The organism is Paenibacillus wenxiniae, from assembly GCF_039822605.1.
GTDB classification, from domain to species: Bacteria; Bacillota; Bacilli; order Paenibacillales; family Paenibacillaceae; genus Saccharibacillus; species Saccharibacillus wenxiniae.
This window is the reverse complement of sequence record NZ_JBCGUH010000027.1, coordinates 1-21,863: the sequence shown is the minus strand read 5'-3', so window position 1 is coordinate 21,863 and position 21,863 is coordinate 1. Positions and strand designations below refer to the sequence as shown.

General features: G+C 44.2%; 22 protein-coding genes and 1 tRNA gene. 4 read left to right on the top strand and 19 right to left on the bottom strand.

Annotation, left to right across the window (positions count from 1 at the left end):
- Positions 1-295 precede the first annotated feature (295 nt).
- From murI to AAHF22_RS23235, 4 genes are all read right to left on the bottom strand, one after another.
- Positions 296-1,066, bottom strand: coding sequence for a glutamate racemase (murI, locus tag AAHF22_RS23250; RefSeq protein ID WP_347327380.1), 771 nt, complete (start codon positions 1,064-1,066; stop codon positions 296-298).
- Positions 1,067-1,256: 190 nt separating this feature from the next.
- A complete protein-coding gene (locus tag AAHF22_RS23245; protein ID WP_347327379.1) occupies positions 1,257-2,294 on the bottom strand; it encodes an alpha/beta hydrolase in 1,038 nt (345 codons plus the stop codon).
- Positions 2,295-2,831: 537 nt separating this feature from the next.
- Positions 2,832-3,398 carry a DUF3841 domain-containing protein gene (locus AAHF22_RS23240; protein ID WP_347327378.1) on the bottom strand — a complete coding sequence of 189 codons (567 nt, stop codon included), beginning with the start codon at positions 3,396-3,398 and terminating at the stop codon, positions 2,832-2,834.
- A gap of 206 nt (positions 3,399-3,604) precedes the next feature.
- Positions 3,605-3,763: a hypothetical protein gene (locus AAHF22_RS23235; protein ID WP_347327377.1), complete on the bottom strand. Its 159-nt coding sequence runs from the start codon at positions 3,761-3,763 to the stop codon at positions 3,605-3,607.
- A gap of 665 nt (positions 3,764-4,428) precedes the next feature.
- On the opposite strand from AAHF22_RS23235, the gene AAHF22_RS23230 reads away from it, so the two are divergent.
- Both AAHF22_RS23230 and AAHF22_RS23225 read left to right on the top strand, forming a co-directional pair.
- A complete protein-coding gene (locus tag AAHF22_RS23230) occupies positions 4,429-5,769 on the top strand; it encodes a murein hydrolase activator EnvC family protein (protein WP_347327376.1) in 1,341 nt (446 codons plus the stop codon).
- A gap of 1 nt (position 5,770) precedes the next feature.
- The gene (locus tag AAHF22_RS23225) at positions 5,771-6,982 is read left to right on the top strand and encodes a HupE/UreJ family protein (protein ID WP_347327375.1); all 1,212 of its coding nucleotides are present in this window, start codon (positions 5,771-5,773) and stop codon (positions 6,980-6,982) included.
- A gap of 493 nt (positions 6,983-7,475) precedes the next feature.
- On the opposite strand, the gene AAHF22_RS23220 is transcribed toward AAHF22_RS23225, so the two are convergent.
- From AAHF22_RS23220 to AAHF22_RS23150, 15 genes are all read right to left on the bottom strand, one after another.
- Positions 7,476-7,859, bottom strand: coding sequence for a LytTR family transcriptional regulator DNA-binding domain-containing protein (locus AAHF22_RS23220; RefSeq protein ID WP_347327374.1), 384 nt, complete (start codon positions 7,857-7,859; stop codon positions 7,476-7,478).
- A gap of 19 nt (positions 7,860-7,878) precedes the next feature.
- Positions 7,879-8,010 (bottom strand): cyclic lactone autoinducer peptide, encoded by a 132-nt coding sequence (locus AAHF22_RS23215; protein WP_347327373.1) that lies wholly within the window; start codon positions 8,008-8,010, stop codon positions 7,879-7,881.
- A 4-nt stretch (positions 8,011-8,014) separates the two neighbouring features.
- The gene (locus AAHF22_RS23210) at positions 8,015-8,527 is read right to left on the bottom strand and encodes an accessory gene regulator ArgB-like protein (RefSeq protein ID WP_347327372.1); all 513 of its coding nucleotides are present in this window, start codon (positions 8,525-8,527) and stop codon (positions 8,015-8,017) included.
- Positions 8,520-9,146, bottom strand: coding sequence for a hypothetical protein (locus AAHF22_RS23205; RefSeq protein ID WP_347327371.1), 627 nt, complete (start codon positions 9,144-9,146; stop codon positions 8,520-8,522). The genes AAHF22_RS23210 and AAHF22_RS23205 overlap by 8 nt, the downstream gene beginning before the upstream one ends.
- Before the next feature lie 236 nt (positions 9,147-9,382).
- Positions 9,383-9,691 (bottom strand): hypothetical protein, encoded by a 309-nt coding sequence (locus tag AAHF22_RS23200; RefSeq protein WP_347327370.1) that lies wholly within the window; start codon positions 9,689-9,691, stop codon positions 9,383-9,385.
- 210 nt (positions 9,692-9,901) lie between these two features.
- Complete coding sequence (locus AAHF22_RS23195; protein WP_347327369.1) at positions 9,902-10,144, bottom strand: hypothetical protein; 243 nt, start codon at positions 10,142-10,144, stop codon at positions 9,902-9,904.
- A gap of 184 nt (positions 10,145-10,328) precedes the next feature.
- Positions 10,329-10,535 (bottom strand): hypothetical protein, encoded by a 207-nt coding sequence (locus AAHF22_RS23190; RefSeq protein ID WP_347327368.1) that lies wholly within the window; start codon positions 10,533-10,535, stop codon positions 10,329-10,331.
- 400 nt (positions 10,536-10,935) lie between these two features.
- Positions 10,936-11,007 (bottom strand) — tRNA-Val (locus tag AAHF22_RS23185).
- A gap of 414 nt (positions 11,008-11,421) precedes the next feature.
- Positions 11,422-12,186 (bottom strand): stalk domain-containing protein, encoded by a 765-nt coding sequence (locus AAHF22_RS23180; RefSeq protein ID WP_347327367.1) that lies wholly within the window; start codon positions 12,184-12,186, stop codon positions 11,422-11,424.
- Positions 12,187-12,618: 432 nt separating this feature from the next.
- On the bottom strand, positions 12,619-12,909 hold the full coding sequence (locus AAHF22_RS23175; protein ID WP_347327366.1) for a hypothetical protein: 291 nt from the start codon (positions 12,907-12,909) through the stop codon (positions 12,619-12,621).
- Between the two features lie 644 nt (positions 12,910-13,553).
- On the bottom strand, positions 13,554-15,452 hold the full coding sequence (locus AAHF22_RS23170) for an Ig-like domain-containing protein (RefSeq protein ID WP_347327365.1): 1,899 nt from the start codon (positions 15,450-15,452) through the stop codon (positions 13,554-13,556).
- 221 nt (positions 15,453-15,673) lie between these two features.
- The gene (locus AAHF22_RS23165; RefSeq protein ID WP_347327364.1) at positions 15,674-16,090 is read right to left on the bottom strand and encodes a hypothetical protein; all 417 of its coding nucleotides are present in this window, start codon (positions 16,088-16,090) and stop codon (positions 15,674-15,676) included.
- 23 nt (positions 16,091-16,113) lie between these two features.
- Complete coding sequence (locus tag AAHF22_RS23160; protein WP_347327363.1) at positions 16,114-16,794, bottom strand: uracil-DNA glycosylase; 681 nt, start codon at positions 16,792-16,794, stop codon at positions 16,114-16,116.
- Between the two features lie 945 nt (positions 16,795-17,739).
- Positions 17,740-18,843: a Gfo/Idh/MocA family protein gene (locus AAHF22_RS23155; RefSeq protein ID WP_347327362.1), complete on the bottom strand. Its 1,104-nt coding sequence runs from the start codon at positions 18,841-18,843 to the stop codon at positions 17,740-17,742.
- 191 nt (positions 18,844-19,034) lie between these two features.
- Positions 19,035-19,694 (bottom strand): ThuA domain-containing protein, encoded by a 660-nt coding sequence (locus AAHF22_RS23150; protein WP_347327361.1) that lies wholly within the window; start codon positions 19,692-19,694, stop codon positions 19,035-19,037.
- Between the two features lie 215 nt (positions 19,695-19,909).
- Between AAHF22_RS23150 and AAHF22_RS23145 the strand changes: the two genes are divergently transcribed.
- A complete protein-coding gene (locus tag AAHF22_RS23145; RefSeq protein WP_347327360.1) occupies positions 19,910-20,578 on the top strand; it encodes a cupin domain-containing protein in 669 nt (222 codons plus the stop codon).
- Between the two features lie 3 nt (positions 20,579-20,581).
- Complete coding sequence (locus AAHF22_RS23140) at positions 20,582-20,764, top strand: helix-turn-helix domain-containing protein (RefSeq protein ID WP_347327359.1); 183 nt, start codon at positions 20,582-20,584, stop codon at positions 20,762-20,764.
- The last annotated feature ends 1,099 nt before the right edge of the window (positions 20,765-21,863 follow it).

The window sequence follows — 21,863 nt, the reverse complement described above, 5'->3', positions numbered from 1 at the left end:
ACACCTACACCTACACCTACACCTACACCTACACCTACACCTACACCTACACCTACACCTACACCTACACCTACACCATTCTACGTATCGGATATTGTTTTGCCTATACAAATAGCGGCACCTTATCAAAAAGGATGCCGCTATGTATTCAACGATCGTATATGCAATTTTGTGTAGCCTGCTACATCATTGTATTAAGATCGCATCTTTTTCATGCTGTATCATTACTTTAATTGTTAATCGAGACACCGTCATAGCCCAAATAATCAATGGTCATGTCTTCATCCAGCCAGGATCAGGACAACCTGTCCAGCAAGCGATGATAATCTGCCAGCTCCTCCGCAGACTCTACACGTTCGCTTGATCGGACGAATTCCAATTGACCATTCCCGCCGCCCAATTCACCGCGCTCTTCCAGCACATGGCGCAAATGTCGCGCTGTTCCGTTACTACCATCGATAATATCCACTTCCTGTGGGAAATATCGACGCAATTGATCACGGAAAAAAGGGAAGTGTGTACAACCGAGTACAAGCGTACCGTATTCATCCAGCCTGTATCCAGCCAGCGCTTGATTCAGATATTGTGTCACATGCTCATCGTCGAATTGACGCTTTTCCGCTAATTCGACCAGCCCGGGCATAGGCAAACTTTCCACGATGTCATACTTATCAATACTTTTCACGAGATTATGAAATTTTTCTTCATTTAGCGTGAGACGGGTCGCCATCACGAGCACCTTTTTATGCTTAATCGTACTGTTTTGTACGGCAGGCTTGACCGCAGGTTCAATACCGAGAATTGGAAATGTATACCGCTGCCGCAGCTCATTTACCGCAATACTGGTCGCTGTGTTACAAGCAAGTACGATCGCTTTTACGTGCTGTTCCGCCATATATTCCGCTGCTTCCAGTACGTATTGCTTTACCTCTTCCTTACTTTTTTCACCGTAAGGCACGTGCCGGGTATCTGCATAAAATAAGTAATCTTCGTCAGGCAGCAACTTCATCGCTTCATGCAATACAGTCAGCCCACCGATGCCAGAATCAAATATTGCGATCTTCACTCCGTTCACTCATCCTTCTATCCATTCATTGGCCGCTCGTGTATCCGATGCTTCGGAACGATTCCGGTCTTTTTTTCATGTATGATTATAGCCTGTTCCAGGCAAATTGGAAATATGGGCAGCGTGCATCCCAAGATCATTCCACATTCTCTACTGTCTATTCCATATTCTACAGTCCAGCCGCATTGCTTCAGGATTCGTTCATCCATTGTAGTGCTGATGATAGTAATTGTTCAAAATGCACCGGATAATTATGGCCAAGCCCTGGCATCAGATGCAGCTGGTAGTCAATTCCTTTACGTTTCAGTTCGGTTGCCAGCTCTTCTGTGCCTGCCAGACAATCCTCATCATGTTCGCCACAGATCAAATATACCTTTATCCCATATTGTTGCCAGTGCACTAGCGCGTCCTGCCATTCAGACGGCTCAGGCAACCAGGGAGAGACTAAAATTAGACCACCGACTGCTGCCGGATAGGTTGCTGCCCCTTGCAGAGCCGCACGAGCACCGGAGGAGAATCCACCGATAATCGGTTTGGTGACATCACTTGCTTGCTGTGCCGCCTGAATAACCCCTTCATCCTGAGGTTGCGAAGGTTCACGTTCAATCGATCCATCCTCCTCCTGGATACGTCCATCCACACGTCCTAGCTCAAGCAATGCCTGCTCCAGCTCCTGTATATTTTGCTCCGGATCAGACCAATCGTATGCACCGGAAAACTGAATTTGTGACGATTGCAGAAGTGCCAGCTTGTACTCTTGGTTTAGAGCCACATGCCAGATCGGCTCAGCAGCTTCATTATTTTCCAGCTCTCCATGCAGTACGAGCAATGTGCGATACGCAGCCGGTGCTCCGTTCGTTTCTGGCAATACAATATTCAGATGTCCACTGCTTTCGGCAAGCGCTTCTGCTTCTCGCTGTCTGCATAACTGCAATACGTGCTGAAAGTCTGGCTCATCATGCAGCACCGCCAGATCTTCATCCTCACGCAGATCATCTGCATTGTACCAGTATCCATGCTCCAGTACAGCTTCCTTCAGCAAGGCGAGCGCTTCGTCTTTCCGTTCACACGCAGCGAGTAACGAATAACGCAAATTGTACATCTGTGCAGGATTCGCTTGCCCTTCTTCCAGATGCTCACATATAAAATGATAGGCAGCCGCACTGCCATGCTCCGCATAAATGTCCATCACTCGATGCATCAATCCTGTATATGTAAAACGATTCATCTCATCCACTCCTGTCTTTTCCATATCCTGTCCTGTATCGTATAGCACAGTACACTATATTTTCAATCATCGATCATATAGCGGATCACCTGCCACTACAGCTCCCTTATTCTTTACACCATATTGGCATGCTTTACACCCTGTCATTCTGTTCATCAGCATAAGCTTACTAAAGAATACGCTTATTTTTTATTCGAATATCGCTCTATACGTTATTGATATTGATGTAGGCGTTATGGATATGAGCGTTATGGATCTAAACGTTATTAATGTAGGCGTTATGGATGTGAACGTTATTAATTTAGCGATGAGTAATTTAAGCACTATTACTCTATAAGTTACCGATCCATAAACAACAAGTTATCGATCTATGAACGATAGGTCACTAATCCCTAAACGATCAGTTACTAATCGATAAACAGCTACCCTACATGCCTATCCATCGACATTCGTCCATCCCAACTATCTCTACACAGCAAAAAGACTGCCGGCTAATCCCACAGCAGCCCATCGAATTTGCTACATTTGCTACATTTGCTACACATGATACAAACGCCGTTCTCGTAATGCCTCTTCCAGATGCTCTACACGCAACACACGGTCCAGGGCAACAGCACCGGTTACGCCCTGTAATCGACGCGATTGTCGACTGTCACGCTTATTCATATGCACAAGCGACGACTGTAATTCGAAAATGCGCTGCCAGCTCTCTTCTTTGGTCACTACCGAGCGACCTGCACAGTAACGCTGCCATTCGCGCTGGGTACGAGCATTAAATGTGTCGTTTAACACCGCATGCCATTCATCGAAATCCGATAGCAATACCTCATCATGCTTCAGCTCTAGCGTCAGACATACACAACCTGCACGCCCTGTATAATGATGAAGCTGTAGCAAATCCGGCTTTTCCGTCCATACCCATACCGGATAGCTTCCATCGTATCCGGGCAGACGTTGCCCCATCTGGCTCATCATCCAGTGATAAGGCTCGATAAACATGGCATGCTCGGGATGACCGTGCAAAAAGCCAACCTTTTGCGCGGCCTGCCAGGCTTCGCTGGACTGAATCGTCCAATACCTGGGCACAGCATGGCGGATGCTCATCGCTGCATTCACCTCCTGATCGACATTGACCTTCGTATCATATCAGAAAATAGCCCTCAGTTTAACCCCCGGTCAGCAGAACAACGTCTATCGCTCATACAACAACACGCGCAGCTCGGTATAGTTGCACCGTGCTACGCGTGAAAATGATCGTCTATTCGGACGAGTATGATCCATTTTAACTTTGATTCGATTATTCTCTATCCTCAGTTCGCTTCCATATACTGATTCAGCAATTGTGTCACTTTACCACGTACAGCAAGATCGGAATTTTCACGATTACTTACGATCTGGCGCAATTGTGTCATCAAATCCAATTCAGGTGTGACCATTTCAAGTGTGTTCTGGTTGTTTGTGTTTTCCATGATGTTATTCCCTCCACTTAATTACATGCTATTGATGTATACGTATTTGCTTATCGAATCGGCTTCCCCACATCTCCGGTTGGAATACCGATAAATGATGAATTTATACTTTTATATCACCCGTTCTGGACGTAGCTTAAACAGATTTTTTTATACTTTTTTTACCATTCATTATATTCATGGACATTTTCATTGGGAATGAATTTGGTGATCGTTGGATATAATGTAATATGCTGCTTTCACTTCCTATATGAACGTATAGACTATTTTTATGTCGTTGTTATGCAACGATTGACACTATTATTGCTACTGATATATTCTACCTAGTAAAGGTTACGATTTATTCATCAAATGATTGCAAATTCTTTCATTTTAGCAGGGAAGTGAACGCTTGTGGTCGAACATACTGTTTAAACAACGACTATAGCAGCACATCCAAAATCAACACAACCCAACTCTGTTTAGCTCACAGCACTCTATCTGCATCTGAAACTAGCCGATGAATATAATGAACCGTCATTCTCACACCCTTTCAGATTCTGCATCGTGCTACAGCCAATGGAAAGGATCGAGATCATTCACCACGGATATGGACAGCTTCTGCTTTATAACTTCTTAAGAGTCCAGATATTAACGAAATTTGTATACAAAGGATGGGCAATCTATTGAAAACATTCATGTCCTTCGCAGCCGTCTTGCTGCTAGCCAGCACCTTAAGTCAAACAGGTTATGCAGCCAAATCTTCAAATGATCTTAAAAAAGAACTGGAAGCGGTTGAACAGCAAGCTCACGATGCTGCCGTGAAGCAAAAACAAGCAGAAGCTCAAAAACAACAGTCACAAAAGTTGAAAAATCGCACCCAGACTGATCTCGGTGTTGTGCTTCAGGCGATCAACGATGTGAGTAGCCAGCTCGCGCGCGTATCGAACGATATTTCTCAAACCGAAGCGGGCTTACGACAGGCAGAAATCGATCTAAAAGCAACCAAACAGCGTATTCAAACACGTGAAGGCATGATCAATACGCGAGTGCGGATGATGTATACAGATGGCATGGTATCTTATCTGGATGTGCTCATGTCTTCCAATAACTTTTCCGATTTTTTGGCACGTGCGGATTCACTGCGTATGATCGTTGAGCAAGATCAGGATATTTTGCAACAGCAGGAGCAGGATAAACAAGCCGTTATTATTACCCAAAAGCAGCTTAACTCCGATTATGCACGTGCCAAATCCCTATACGCCCTAAAAGCCGAGCGCAAGCACGAACTGAATGCGAAGGAAAACGAAAAGAAAGTGCTCATCGCTAAATATAATGCACAGATTGAAAATGCAGACGACATCAGTGCCCATCAAGAGCAGCAATTGTGGGCATTAGCCGATCAGCGCGCAACGCTCTTCAAAGAGAAAACGGCTGTGGAAGCAAGAGAACGCGAAGAACGTGCACAGGCAGAAGCGCGCGCTAGAGCAGCAGAGGAAGCTCGCCGTGCGGCAGCTGCCGCAGCAACACGTACAGCTACCTCCGCTCCAGCCAACACAAGCGCAAGCGACTCCGGCAGCGATAGCGGCACAGATAATGGTGGAAATTCAGACGATCATATTCAGCCTAGCGGCTCGGGTATGATGACGATGCCTGTTGTCGGTGCGCGTATCTCATCACCGTTTGGCTATCGCATTCATCCTATTACAGGTGAATATAAAATGCATACGGGTATCGACCTTGCCGCTCCTCAAGGTACACCGATCTATGCAGCAGATGGTGGAACGGTTGTGGTAGCAAGCTGGATGAACGGCTACGGCAATGTGGTCATTATCGATCACGGCAATGGCATTCAGACGTTGTATGCACATATTCACAATGGTGGTACATTTGTATCGGTCGGTCAAAGTGTAGGACGCGGAGATAAAATTGCTGAAGTCGGCTCAACCGGTAACTCGACCGGCCCACACTGTCACTTTGAAGTACGGGTTAATGGTACACCAGTCGATCCAATGGGGTATCTGTAATATGAATATGATGCTTAATCCACGATGGTTTTATCGCTTGAAGAAGGAGTCATGGCCGGCGAGAACGTGTGCGCTGGCCTTTTTACTGATAATGATGATGGGTGGCTGGGCAGTTCCTATCGCTTCCGCTCATGCTTATAGTGTTGCGTTTACGAGAATTAGCTACGCTAAAGGTCAGATTACGATGGAATATGCCCTGGATGATCTATCTGTACTGGAAGCATTACCTGGTGTAGATACGAATGGAGATTATTATCTGGATGAAGCGGAAATTCAGACCGGTCATGATCGGATTATGCAGTGGATCTCCGCTCATTTACAGCTGACCGACAATGGACATCCGGTTGATCTGAATAGCGGTCAGCTAGTGCTCAATCGCGAGCTGCCGGATAAAAATAGTTTTCGTTTCAAAGATAGTATGCATTATGGCGATCTGCTGCTACCGAACGCTAAGCTTGTCACGCTTACCGTTACCTTTCCAGCAACCGGTAAAACGGATCAAATTCAATTGAATGACGAATTCCATAACGTCATTCCAAGCGAATATGCGAATTTCATCAATGTACTTAACAACGGACAGATACAATCGACCTCTGCCCTATTCCAGGCACCGTGGACATTTACGGTCAAGATGGATCATGCCGAAGGAACGAGCGAAGTACAGCAAAGCGGCTGGCTGAATTTTATCTGGCTCGGATCACAGCATATTTTGACCGGGACAGATCATCTGTTATTTCTATTAACGTTGCTGGCACTGCGGATGCGTATACGCGATTACGTCAAAATTATTACTTCTTTTACCGTTGCGCATAGTTTGACGCTTGCTCTATCTGTACTGCATATCGTCACTTTACCATCCAAATTCGTCGAATCGATGATTGCAGCTAGCATTATGTATGTCGCACTGGAAAATCTATTTTTCCAGCGCAATGCACGAAATCGCTGGTGGCTCACCTTCCTGTTTGGCTTGATTCACGGCCTCGGCTTTGCCGATCTGCTCGTCGAAATGAATCTACCGAACAGTCAGCTTGTGCCTGCACTGGTCGGATTCAATGTGGGCATTGAGCTTACGCAGCTGACACTGCTGTTAATTGCTCTGCCACTGCTCACTTTATGGCATCGTTCCCGTGCATATGGGCGCACATTGCCGATTTTGAGCGTGATCACCGTCTGTATTGCAGCGTTCTGGTTATGGCAGCGACTTACGGCTTAGTGTTTGATCCAGCCAGATTCAAAGTCTGATCATACTAGCGATACAAAGGAAGCAATGATGTACTAATAATTGCAATAGAATAGGACGCATAATATAGCAACGATTTACAATACAACAACGATTTACAATATAACAACGATTTACAATATAACAACGATTTACAATATAACAACGATTTACAATATAACAACGATTTACAATATAACAACGATTTACAATATAACAACGATTTACAATATAACAACGATTTACAATATAACAACGAAAAACCGCCTTTGCAGGCGGTTTTTCTGCTTCGTATGACAGGCACCTTACCAAGCAGCCAATCCGTTAAAACAAACTGAATTAAAAATTCTCATATGATGTAAACGCAACCCAGCAGCACGAGACAATCATTCATAACGTATCCAACAAAAAAGTACGAATCCAATCGTCATGCACATGGACAGTCGTGCCAATTATTCATAACGTATCTAATAAAAAAGCCTGCCACTCAGGCAGGCGAAGTCACACTAAGACCCGGATTCATGCGATGCAGCTCATCCACTGTATTGAGGAAACGATGGTGGGCGATGCTACAGCGTTTGGATTTACGTGTTGGATAAGGCTCAAAAAAAGCTTCCTTACGCACCAGATTGATCCATACGATATTATCCGCATTAATCAGCGTTCCCCGGTCAACTTCAAGAAAACGATAGCCCTCGTCACGCAAATAAACTTCCAAATGCTTGATCGAGCCGTTCATATAATAGGTACCGTCCTGCACATGGATCACAATCCGATCTTTCCGACGATCATACTCCATAAACCAAACAACATCAGCAGCAAGCTGTATGGTCTCCACGGTATGCTTATCTAGTTCTCTGATTACCTCCAACAACACGATCACTCCTATATTATTTCTTTAAGAGCTCCTCGGGCGCTTCTGGTGAATAGATAAATGCTGCGCTGGAAACATTGATAAAGAATACGCTTAGAATAGAAAGCAATGTTGCCAACCCTGAATATCCGTTTTTAATTAATCGCATCGTGTCACCTCCTTCGAATCAGAGTAACTGATTGCGCTAAGGAGGCAAGTGCAAAAGGGACGGATAACACATATAAGTTTGTTGCTACCAGCAAGCAACCCGCTATTTTCAGCAAGGAATAATACTTTTTCGGGATACGGGATTGTTTGTGAATATTAGAAGGAGCAAAGATCAAAATGAGTAAAATACTCATACATGTAAAAATTATACAATACAAATCTGAAAATGTCACGAGTGAGAGAGCAACAAACAACGAAGAAGATACAACAATACAGCTCACACCGGATTGTAAATGGTATCCACCTGTAAGCTGTCTTAATAACGCGAAGACGATCATAATGATCATAGCATGCTCGAAAGTACCTAATAGCGACGAAAATAAAATCGTCATCAATACAATGCCAAGCGTATTGATGACGATCAATAAGGCATACTTTAACACAGCAATACTTGCGGGATGCTCAGGAATGACTTGCTTGATATGTTCAGCAGTACGTTGTGCCAAATAATCAATCATATGCAGCCCGCTCCTTCATGATGGAGTAATAAATAAAGATTGCTGCAAGGAGAGCCAAAAAGAAAATAATATAATAGAGGTTATTGTAGTACATAAGTAACGAGGCTATGACCAGCGCGATGATCGTTAATACAACAATAGCGATATGTTCAAACCTGAAATTAAACTTCTCAAAATCGGCAATAAATCCAAATTTGAAAAAATGCAGCAAATAACAAATTCCGAATGTAATCGCTGATGATACGATTTGAATAATCGTTCCTGTGCCGGAGTATTGCATATCTGGAGTAAACGAACCGAATAATGTCAAAATGACAAGCGCTTGAATGACGGTATACACGAACATGCCGCACGCAGCTAAAATGGCCGACCATAACAGTGAAATTCGTACAATCGTAGCATTAATCAAAATATAAGAAATGGTACTTACCGCTGTCATCATAAATGACAAATCCAACTCGGTGCGAAGCATAAAACTCATCAAGCTCATAATCAATACAATAAATGAAACAGTCCCCATATACTCAAATGGTTTAAGCCGAAATATCGACAACATCAACGTGAAAATTGCCAAATACTCTATGCTGGAAAAGAATACAAATCTGATCGCTTCTAGCAATTTTCTTCCTCCTGATTCAAAAGCATATCTAAAGTATACGGTAAAAATATCCTTTTTCAACAAAAAAAGCGTTGCTTTAAAAAATTCTTAAACTAACTTATCTAAATTGAATACATAAATAGATTTTTTTGTAAATAAAGCTTGAATTTAGAACGAAAAACGCACAAAACAAAGGCCTGGAATCAGATAACCATCGCATCATGGTCACCGCCCAGACCTTTCGTTTAACCGTTATTTTAATCCTCGGCAATGTCTGCGCGCAGCACGCTTGCCGCCTGGATCATTTTCGGAATGACCGCTTCATTCGTTCCAGACACATACAGATCTCCACCATAATGACGGAAAGGAATAACGGCTGTTCCTTCATGCCACAAAAAGAAGTCGCCTTCGATCGACATCGTCGATTCTCCTTTTACCGTAAACACCGATGTATATTCCATATCAGGCTGAGTATCAAAATACGCTTTGCATTCCTCCAGCGTAATCGGCTTTTGTGCATCATCAATTTGCTGATTGTCTCGGGTAATACGATAACGTTGAGCCATTATGGGCCTCCTCTTGTTTGCTCATTTTCAAAGCTCTATTATACACAAAGTAAAAAGCTCCTGCCAGCGGAAGGTTATTTGTGAGTATGGAGATGAATAGAGTAGGCTTGTACAGAGCTGTGCAGCCTCCCCGTCCGTTGCATGCATTGTTCGCAGCAACGCCGTCATACGCCATTTGCTTCGCCTGCATCTGCTGCTTTAGTCTGATCACTACTTCAACGCATCAATAGCTGCACTAATGTACGGCGGAATGCTGCGCTTATTTTTCTCTTTCATCGTTTTCGTGTATATAATTAACGGCTCGCCGTCTATCATGGGATAACCGTATTCATGCTCGCCTCTATATTCCACCACACGTCCACTCGCATGCAGACACGCCGCTTTATAATCAGCCAGTACATGAAATACATGCAGCACTGACCGATCAATATAGGCGTAGGCTGGCTCAGTCAATCCTTTCCCCTCCTTATATTCGTTCGTGACCTTTATATTCGTTCGTGACGACCTTCGTTCATAATAAATAGCGCTCATAAAAAGAACGCTAGTAACTCCAAACCGGGATACATGTAGCTGTATCCATTCGGCGGCTTAGCGTTAGTAGCGTTGCTTTTTAAAATCTTGCTTTACGAATCAATTATTAACGGTTCGTTGGACGCATTTTGCTAGTGTGATACATATGTGCACCCACACGGAACAACACAAACAACAGCACGACAAATACAATGATAAGCATCGGTACATCGCGTAGTGCCAGTATCAGTGTTTTTACAAGTGTAATGATCGGGAACAAAATGATGCAAACAAAAATCAACGGGAACAAAATAAGCGACAGAATCCGTCTCATGATCGCCCCTCCTTTTCATTCGAATAAAATCGATCGTGTATAGCAGACATCTTACCTTCCAGGTAAGTAACTATTCATATATGAGAATCAAGGCAGATGCGTCCAGAGTGAAATTGGATACGATTTCTTTATTGTATTCGTTCTTTGTTTTTCTTTTCCTGCTGTAGGTAAGCAAATAAATTAAATAATTTAGTGTTTTTCAATATCTATATACCGATACATAGAAGGAAAAGAATGCAGCTTGCTTTTCAAGCGATAGCAGCTGTAATGATTCGACTTAAAATGATAAACAGTGCGACAAGTGCATTGTGCAGTTGGATATGTGTATTCAATTTTTAGTTTTGTGCATTAGTGTAGTGAAAAACAAAAAAGCCCTTGATTTCTCAAGGGCTTTCGTTGATGACCTGTAGTGGGATCGAACCACTGACCCCTACCCTGTCAAGATAGTGCTCTCCCGCTGAGCTAACAGGTCATATTACAAGAACAAGATTTAATATATCAAATCCTGCAAGGTGCGTCAAGTAATAAATAACTCGCTCTCCTTATAGGGGTGGAGCCGATAAAAAGTATGCAGGCTTACTTCCAGATATTATCTGCATGCTACCTAACATTTAAACATCTATATCCAAACAAGAATCTAATCATATCATTAAATAAATACTAAAAGCGGCAGGAATCGCATCCTGCCGCTTTTCATATTACGTTCAAACTAGTACACATTTAACTTACTACAGAACAGTTAGCTACTGCTTGCTATCTTCGAGACACTAATCACCCATCTACCCTGCAAGCCGATAGTTTCACTATTTCTATGCTATTGCCGCATTCATTTTTCCGTATTCAATTGTTTCAACTTACAAGCACTCCACTTACAATTCCTTACCAATTACAGCTTGCTCACCGAACCTGCTACAGCCACCAGTTGATCCTTAGTCAGCGAACCGTCCAGTGTGCGCAGTGTGAAGTAGTTGCCATCTAATTCAAATGCAAGTGAAGCGCTCTCTGTCGCGGTAGCAGCATAGTACGTGCCGGCTGCGCCGTTGGCAAGTTGTACTTTGGTGCCACCTTTACCGAAATCACCGCCGCTATTGTCGCGGGCTGCGGCGGATACGATCATGTGCTTGTAGAGCAAGTTGACGCTATCGGCGCCGTCAGCCGCAGCGACTTTGATAAATTGATCCTGGCTACCGATTTTTGTAGGGGCGTATGGTGTAGCAAAGCTTGGTACGCCGAAGCCGCTACGTGCTTCTTTCAATTGTTGAATCTGACTCGCTGTATAAGAGACCGCTTTGATACTATTGGTGGAGGCGCTACCTGTCGACGTGCTTCCACTGCCGGAAGTCGAACCTGTAGAGGAACTGCCTTTGCCGATCGATACTTTACCCTGGGATGCATTATAATTTACCGGAACGTCTAGTGCATCAGCGAGTGAGCGTACTGGCAAATACGTAGAGCCATTATAGGTGATCGGTGCCAGCTCTGTACCGTTGGTGCCTTTTGGTGTGTACGCTTTGCCACCCACTTCAATTTTGATGCCGTGATTCATATACGCTTTGATCGCTTCCAGCTGTGTGCCGGCATATACACCTGCTGATCCTGTCATTACCATACCTACTGTCATTGCAGCTGCTACCCATTTTTTTGTTTTCATGATTACATCTCCTTTATGGTGTCATATTCGGTAAACTGTGCTGATTGATCATTCGCTTACCGTGTTATCTTTCTGTTCTGTAAACAGATTACACCGTAAATGTATCATTCCACGCTCGCGCTTGTATCCAACTTGTAAACATTTAGCGAAATACGGATATTTTTATGCTATGCCCGTTTGATGAGGTTTTTGATGATAGTCTACTTATAGAGCAAGCATAATCAGTTATATTTTATGAAGAGAATCGTCTAAACTGATGCCGATCTGATAGGTAGATCATTTGGTCATTTGGTTGCTTGACTGGCTGGTTGGTCGATCGGTGGATTGATTGTTGGATAGATGGGTAGATAAGTTACTGTATAGGTTGGTGGATCGTATTATAAATAGGCATATATGATGATGCGCATTGCCATCGCTGTATCCGTTTTTATTTTAATGTTGCGTCCAGTATGTAATGCCAGGCGATTTGTTTGCAGACGTATGACGATGTGCTGGAAGCTTATCTCGCCGCTCCCAGCCTGCGATAAGTATAATCGTATGGGGACTGTCTCTGTGCGACCATACGATGTACTGCTGCCGTTCTAATGAAAGTACGATACGAGTCAGTTCGGCTCGATGCTTACCTGTCATCGCCGTTAATTCTCTCCATACAGGCATACGGCGATTTTTCACAAAAAAATTAAACAGTACGCGCAATAGCTTTCGTTCTGCATCCTCCAGCATGGCTCTTGCCTCCTTGATGGATGATATGGGTTAGATTGATTAATATGTATTTTTTAAAAATAGAGTTGCAGTCGGTATTATGTATATCCGTATCGATTGCAACGGTAAAACTCAATAAAGAACGTATGTTCCTGTATATAATATGCGATTTGTTGCTTTTTGGCAACAGTATAATTTGGATCACATTCATTTTTTATAGTTAGGCTTCGTCATAGGTAGGCTTTATAGCTCTATACAGCTTTATACAGCTTTATACAGCTTTATACAGCTTTATAGAGCTTTATAGAGCTTTATAGAGCTTTATAGAGCTTCATAGAGCTTCATAGAGCTTCATAGAGCTTCATAGAGCTTCATAGAGCTTCATTCGTAGCTATACTTCTAACTTTTAACTTCTAATCTTCTAAACTTCCAAACTTCCAAATCCAAGAATAAACCTCTAACTAAACCTAAAAATAAAGCCGCGAAAAAAACCGCCTGCCGCATCCCGAAGGATGTTGCAGGCGGTACATATACAACCTATACACAGAATCGCTGCCAGCCCTATCTAATACATGTGCTGGCTACCGGCAAACGGTAGAGCGAACAAGCCGTGCCGCTCTTACCGTCTGTCAGACTGAACAGGTAGCTATTCAAAAGGAGTATGCTTATTTAGATTTTTCTGGATCTTTAACCGACACGTTCAGTGTAGCTCGTTTGCCACCATATTCTGCCTTGATCGATGAGCTACCTTTTGCTACCGCATTGATCCGACCAGCAGATGCTGTAGCCACGGTTGTTTTGGACGATGTCCATGTTGCATCTTTCGTCACATCAACCTTATTGCCTGTGTCGTATTCTGCTGTCAATGTTACTACAGTTGTTGAACCTGTAGTCAGCTTAAGTGTCTTCTCGGACAATGTTACTTTTTTGAGCTGTGCAGTTACGGATACTTTCACCGTTGCTGTCAGTCCCTGATAAGAACCCGTCAGCGTCGTTGTACCCTGACCTACCGCTTTCACGCTTGCACCCTTCACAGTGGCTACGGAAGGATTCGAAGATACCCAGTCCATTTTGCTGGACAGTGTAATTTTTTTGCCATCTGTGTACGTGCCGATGACTTTGATCGTTTTACTCTTTTTGATGCCCAGATCCAACGTTTGTGGAGATACGTCCAATGACTGAATTTTGCCTTCCATCTTCACACTGACGCGAACGGAATCGTTGAGATAGGTTCCTTTCAGCGTAGCAGAACCTTTAACAAGTGCTTTTACATTGCTGCCTTGAATTAAAATGTTCTCTGTGCTTGCTGTCCATTTCACCGCATCGGTGACATTAACAGTTGTACCATCTGCCTTGATCGCTGTTACATTAGGCAGTACCGATGAAGAACCGACAACGATGCTCAGATTGCTAACAGATGCCGTCAGATTCAGCACTTTCGTTTTGACGCTAACTGGAATGCTCACCTGCATATTGCCCACTTTACCGACCAGTTTGACATCACCTGCATCTTCAGCAGTCAGTTTATTATTGTTAATCGTCGCTACAGAACTATCGATGTTCCAGTCGATTGCTTTGGACAGATCGACCGTTGTGCCATCTACCGCAATCCCTTTGACTTTAGGCACAGCTACGGATTGACCGGTTACCAGTTCGATCGATGTTACACTTGGCTCCAGCTTTTTCATCGTTTTATATACGGTAACTTTGAAGCTTTTCGCAAAATCTTGATATTGCGCTTTGATTGTAGCCGTTCCTTCTACCCATGGTGTGAGCAGACCGCCATTAACTGTCGCATTCATCGGGTTGGAAGATGTCCAGGTCACATCACCAGTTACATCTTTAATCGAGCTTACATTTACGACTTCTCCTTTAATTTGCAATGGAGCTTGTCCGATAAACATCGTTTGATCTTGTTCCGGCGTCAGAATCAGACCCTGGAACGAAGAACGTACATACAACGTTGTGCTTGCTGTCAGACCTGCGTATTTGGCAGTCAACGCTGTGCTGCCCTGAGAAAGACCTGTTACTTGTCCTTCGACTACTCTGGCTACTTTGCTATCATATGTAGACCATGTAACCGTATTGGTAACGTTTACGGTCGTGCCGTCCGTTTTGGTAGCTGTCGCTGTAAATTCATAAGGCGTACCAATCGTTACATTAACCGCTTCCGCTGGAGACAGCGTCAGCTTCGTGTATGGAGAGGTCACCGTCACCTTTTTCGTTGCAGCCAGATCGCCGTATTTGGCAGTGATCGTTGCTGTACCCGCACTTACAGGATCAATGTTTCCTTTATCCACTTTCGCTACCGTAGGTGCACTTGAAGACCATGTTGCTTGATCCGTTACATCTGTCGTGTCGCCACTTCCATCTACCGCATACAACGTCAGATCCTTCGTATCATCGTCAAGCGATACCGTCAGTGCAGTAGTCGGTGCATTATCATCTGAAAACTTCAGGGACACGGCACTCGTATCGGCAGCGAATACTCCGCTTGGAAAAAGCAGTGTACTCATGAGCAGAAGCGACAACATCCATTTTCCTAATTTCACAGTATGTGTCATTCATTTCTCTCCTTGAGTTATAGTTTCGTCTGTGTTCAGTCCTTACATAATATCGGAGACAACGTCCTAAAATTGAAGCTTCTGCTGTAAAAGACCTCGTTTTTTTACCAAAATAAGACTATCGTCCTGTATTGGTGACGATAGTCCTTATTTTACATATCGACTCGTTTCTATCACAGATTTCACATCATTTAGAGCTTGATGACACCTATACGATCGTACTAGCAGCCACGGCGCGAACGAACGACAAACACATGATCCGCCTTCGTAAATATACGTTGATCATCCAGTATGACCCGCTCACGATTATGACGAACGAGACGGGCGAACGGCTCAATCAGCTGATCTTCTTTCCAGATCATCACTTTAGAGCCGAACAAGATCGCATTATCAAATTGTACAGGTTGCTTCATTACGTAACCAACGGCATTTAGTTCCCATGCAGCAGAATTCAAATCCTGTGGCAGCATGTCCAGTTCTTTAATATGCAAAATATCATTCAGCAGGATATGGATGGAGCCGGGTTGCAGGACGAGCCGATTCTTCTCCACATCCCAATGCTGAATCGTGCCGTAGAGCCTGGAGTGATATTCATCATCCCGCGTGATCACTACCTTTTTGCCTTCCCACTGTTTCATCATCCCACCTCCACGCCCCATGCTTAATTCAGCTCCGGAATTGTCCAGTCTACCGGCTGCTGGCCATGCTCTTGCAAAAATGTATTCGTTCGCGAAAATGGACGACTGCCAAAAAAGCCTTTACGTGCGGCAAACGGACTTGGGTGTGCGGAGCGAATAACGAGATGGTGCTCGGTATGAATCAGCACTTCCTTTTCGCCAGCATGATTGCCCCATAATAAAAATACGATCGGTTGCTCCCGTTCATTCAACAGCCGAATAATCGTATCTGTAAAGCGTTCCCAGCCTTTACCACGGTGGGAAGCCGGCTTGCCTTCGCGCACGGTAAGTACGGTGTTGAGCAGTAACACGCCATGTTTCCCCCAGTTTACGAGCGAGCCATGCGATGGGGTAGGCACGCCGATATCTTCTTTCAATTCTATGTAAATATTACGCAGCGAAGGGGGCACCTTCACACCGTGCTGTACGGAAAAACTCAAACCTTCCGCCTGTCCAGCACCATGATACGGGTCCTGTCCCAAAATAACTGCCTTCACTTCATGATATGGTGTCAGCCGAAGTGCTTGAAACAGCAAATCACGCGGTGGATATACCGTATGCTGCTTGTATTCTTCATCCAGCCAGCTCATCAGCTCCTGAAAATACGGCTGCTCCATCTCTTCCTTTAATATATCATCCCAATCGTTTCCAAACATACGCAACATCCCTTCTTTGGTTCAATCCAAATGATCGCTCGGTGTAATTGAATATGGTACTTGTTATCATCTGGTGGTGTGATACATGAGGCTTTGTTCTGTTATTACCCTCTTTTCATGATAATGTATATTGGGTTTGGTTTCAGCTTTTTTTTGCGGATAGTGAAATGCATAGCTGGGTGCTGGAAGGCACACCGTTCAGGCAAGGAATAAGGGAACGGACTCAGGTGGAGCGCTGAGAATCTACGGAATGGGAGCTACTTGTAGATTCTCAGCGCTCCAAAGTCGTCCTTTTCCCTTATTTCCGTGCCTTCGCTCCGTGCTGCTCGCATCATTCGTTTGCACGCGCTGTGGGAGGTAGTGATCGTAATGAGGATAGTCAATTCTTAATGCTTTTAAGAAGTGCAGTGAAAATTGAAAGCTGACGTTATCAAGAAATGTAGCAAACTTGTGGATGTGTAAGCAGAAGGGAAGGAAATAAGGGGAGAGCCAACTTCTAGTGTTAGCCATTTTCTAAGTAAGGGATTCAATGAAAAAATGATTTTTTCGAAGCAAAATATCTTATCTTTTCTAAGAACGGAAATCTAACCTTTACTCTTATTTCGTAGATTCCTTTGCCAAACTGGAGTCTCTTCCGTTATTCCCTACTGGAGCGGTATCTATTCCAGCTCACTTTGTAACGGAATGTGCAACATATAAAAAACGCTTTGTCTTCCAGCCGCGGATGCAGCAAGAAGGCAAAGCGCTCATTCATCCTGTCCACACCACAGGATGTGTGATGATATGTGATAAGAAGCGTATTGATATACTGCTTCCTATTTGGTACATGGATGCTTCACAGATCGGGATCGTATAGGTTAGGTGCACTCACATCCAGCATATGAGTGTGTGTATGTTGTTGATATATAGTCCAGATCCGCGCTGTTTGTTTATAGCAGCTGGCTGCTATTCCTTTTACCTTACCTGCCCTTTAACAAGTCCGGTTGGCAACGAACGGGGTTGCTCGCAGCTTGTTTGCAAGGTCACGTATTGGCCGGAATCAGCGCTGCTATGGAAAGCATCCATCATTTCCAGCACGTGGCTGGTTAGTTCGCCGCCTGCGCGCGGGGTGCCGCCGTTGATGATACAGTCTGCCATATCGGCAATACCGATACCACGGCTATTGTCTGCATATTGATGTAAGAGCGGAATTTCGGAAAATGCTTCTCCATGTGCTGTGCGCAGGCGAATCGGGCCGCCAAATGTATTCGGATCTGGAACGATCAGCGTGCCCTGTGTTCCGTAGATCTCAATACATGGCAGTGTACTGCTCCACACATCGAAACTGGTAATCAGCGTAGCCACTGCGCCCCCATGAAAACGCACTGTACCAGCGATATGGGTAGGTACTTCGACATCGATCACCTCCCCAAAGCGCGGTTCGCTCGTAATCGTGCGCTGCTGGAACGACTTTTTAGTCATACCGGCTACAGTCTGTGCTGGGCCGAGCAGGGAGACGAGTGCGGTGAGATAATAGGGACCCATATCGTACATCGGGCCACCGCCTTTTTTATAGTAAAACGATGGATTCGGATGCCAGCTTTCGTGTCCATGATTGACCATAAAAGCGGTCGCCGCCACCGGTTCGCCGATAAAACCATCGTCGATCAGTTTGCGACACGTCTGTAAGCCTGCTCCGAGAAATGTATCCGGCGCGCCGCCCAGCAGTACACCTTTCTCCCCTGCCAGACGTACCAGCTCCCTGCCCTGCTCTGAGGACAGCGAAAGCGGCTTTTCTACATACACATGCTTACCTGCTTCCAGCGCCTGACGGCATAGTTCAAAATGATCTTTGGGCGTGGTCAGATTGACGACGATCTCGATTTCATCGCTGGCGATTATCTGCTCGGCAGTCCACTGGTTCGGAATGCCATATTCTTTTGCCGCAGCTTCCATTTTTTCTGGATTCAAATCTGCACACGCATATACCTCTGTATTGGCAAATGTACGTGTGAGATTTTCCATATAAATGCCGCTAATATTACCGCAGCCGATCATACCAATTTTCACTTTACGCATATTGGATTCCGCCTTTCAGGGATCGTTATCTGATCGGATATTCCGATTCGTTACCATGTTCGATAGAACTCGGCCTATGTAGCTGCCTTGCCTGTTATGCACAATATGCACTGCATCTCGTAAGCACATCAGAACTAAATCATAAGTACAACATAGACATGATCGATACGTACACTGGGATCGCTTCCTGCTTAACGCGCTGCCCACAACATGCCACGACGCATCAGTTCTTTAGCTTCTGGAATATCGAAAATATTCGCCTGATGACCGAGCGAGTTATAAAACACTTTGCCTTCACCCCAGCGTTTCGTATATACGACAGGCATGACAATTTCACCATTGGCAGAGTGTGGGCCTTCGCTCTTGCGGAACGTCGTCGTTGCCAGCACATTAACGACCGGATCAACATGCAAATAATATTGCTCCGAACTCACCTGAAAATCAGGAATGCCTTCGATTAGCGGACTGGACGATGTGCGCACCATATTAACTTCGTAATTCACACCATCGTTAAATGGATGCGCCACCCACTGCGATCCAGTCATAAATTGCCAATCGACACTGTTACGGAAAGAGTCGCACATTCCGCCGTGACAACCTGCCAGACCTACACCGCCTGCAACAGAACGTAGAACAGGCTGAAGCTGCTCATCTGTAATTTCACCCATCGTCCAGATCGGCACGATCAGATGGAGACTTTGCAAACGCTCCTCATCGAGAAAAGCATCCAGTGTGTACGAAATCTCCGCATCAAAGCCTTCCTGACGTAATACATCAGCAAAAATATCGGCTACTTCCTTCGGTTGGTGTCCATCCCAGCCCCCACTGACGAGCAATGCTTGTTTTTTCATAGTCATACGCTCCCATCTTATTTTGAAGTATCTAGCTGCATGATGCAGATATAGCCAAATTGTAATGCAAGCGCATACAATTTGCGCGTCAAATTCATTGCCTCAGTGGACATTTTTTGCTAATATCGTACGCAGATCGTTCTATCAATTCCAATCGCTTTTTGTGACACGGAGTCAAACAGCAAGCCTATAGGAAATGAATGGGGTGAATGGATATGCGCGCATTTCATGAAACGCGTTCTTATAACAAAGGCTGGCCTGTACAAATTGGTACCGTTCATAATATGAGCTTTTTGGCGCACTGGCATCATGATCTGGAATTTATCTACGTGCGTCAGGGAACGCTGCGTGTCGGCATCAATTCTGAAGTACGGACACTACAGGCTGGCGAATTTGCCTTTTGTGGTAGCGGAGATATTCATTATTATGAGCATACCGGTACAACGTCAGAAATCGTTATGGTCATTTTCAATCCACGGCTGATCGGTGCACCTGCCGGATGGCCCACCCAGCAGCGTCAACATTCTGGCTTTATTTTGCGCTCGGATATCGATAAGGCAAGCTCACAAGCGAATGATGATAGTGGGCAACCGAGCAGACAACAGCTTGCCACGATTATGGAGCAACTACTGGTAGAGCATGAACAACAGCAAAGTCATGCAGAAACGGTCATTACCGGTCTGCTTCATATGCTGTGCGGTCTCTGTCTGCGCTGTATGCCAGCACATGGCCCGGCTGTTCGGCGCAGAGCGAGCGCTACCCATCTGGCCGTGATGCAAGGTTTGCTCGATTGGCTGGAGCAAAACTGTACACAGCCGCTTACTTTGCAAGATGGTGCGGATCAGGCTGGCATGAGTGTGTTTCACTTTTCCCGTTTTTTTTAAAATGTGACAGGTATTGGCTATAACACTTACATCAATGAGCTGCGCATCCAACGTGCCGAACAGCAGATGACGATTCGTGAGCGCAAGTTGATCGATATTGCACTCGATTGTGGTTTTGGCAATGTGCGCACGTTTAACCGTGTATTTCGTCAGTTACGCGGCTGTAGTCCGTCAGAACGCAGGTAGTTGATAATTAAAGGTGTCAAATACTAAACGTATATAGATGGAGCGTATACGTTTCAAGAAGAAATTTGATCATTTTAGCTTTAATGTTATTAGAGTTTGTATGCAAACTCGTATACGTGTAAACAGGACTTCAGTGCGAGAAGGAAATAAGGGAACGGGATGACTTACAGTGTTAGTGATCTTTTAACACGTGGTTCAATAAAAAAGGGATTTTTGCAAAGCAAAATATCTTACTGCTTACAGTGTTAGCGATCTTCTAACACGATGTTCAATGAAAAAAGGATTTTTGCAAAGCAAAATATCTTACTGCTTACAGTGTTAGCGATCTCCTAACACGTGGTTCAATAAAAAAGGGATTTTTGCAAAGCAAAATATCTTACTGCTTACAGTGTTAGCGATCTCCTAACACGTGGTTCAATAAAAAAGGGATGTTTGCAAAGCAAAATATCTTACTGCTTACAGTGTTAGCGATCTCCTAACACGCGGTTCAATAAAAAAGGGATGTTTGCAAAGCAAAATATCTTACTGCTTACAGTGTTAGCGATCTCCTAACACGCGGTTCAATAAAAAAGGGATTTTTGCAAAGCAAAATATCTTACTGCTTACAGTGTTAGCGATCTCCTAACACGCGGTTCAATAAAAAAGGGATTTTTGCAAAGCAAAATATCTTACTGCTTACAGTGTTAGCGATCTCCTAACACGCGGTTCAATAAAAAAGGGATTTTTGCAAAGCAAAATATCTTACTACTTCAGTGTTAGCGATCTTCTAACACGTGGTTCAATGAAAAGGGATGTTTGAGAAGCAAAGTATCTTACTTCTGCTAGTGTTAGTTGTTTCCTAACACGGTGTTCAATGAAAAAGGGATCTTTAAGAAGCAAAATATCTTACATCCTGGAACACGATAATTTACAATAATTTCCTGCACCCTAGACATTTATGCAAAACCGTAGTCCGTCCCTTTATTCCTTCTCATAGTAGTATTTGTTCCAGCAAAACAGTTTGCGTACATGCGCTAGACTAATTTAGAGCTTTTAGAGCTTTTAGAGCTTTTAGAGCTTTTAGAGCTTTTAGAGCTTTTAGAGCTTTTAGAGCTTTTAG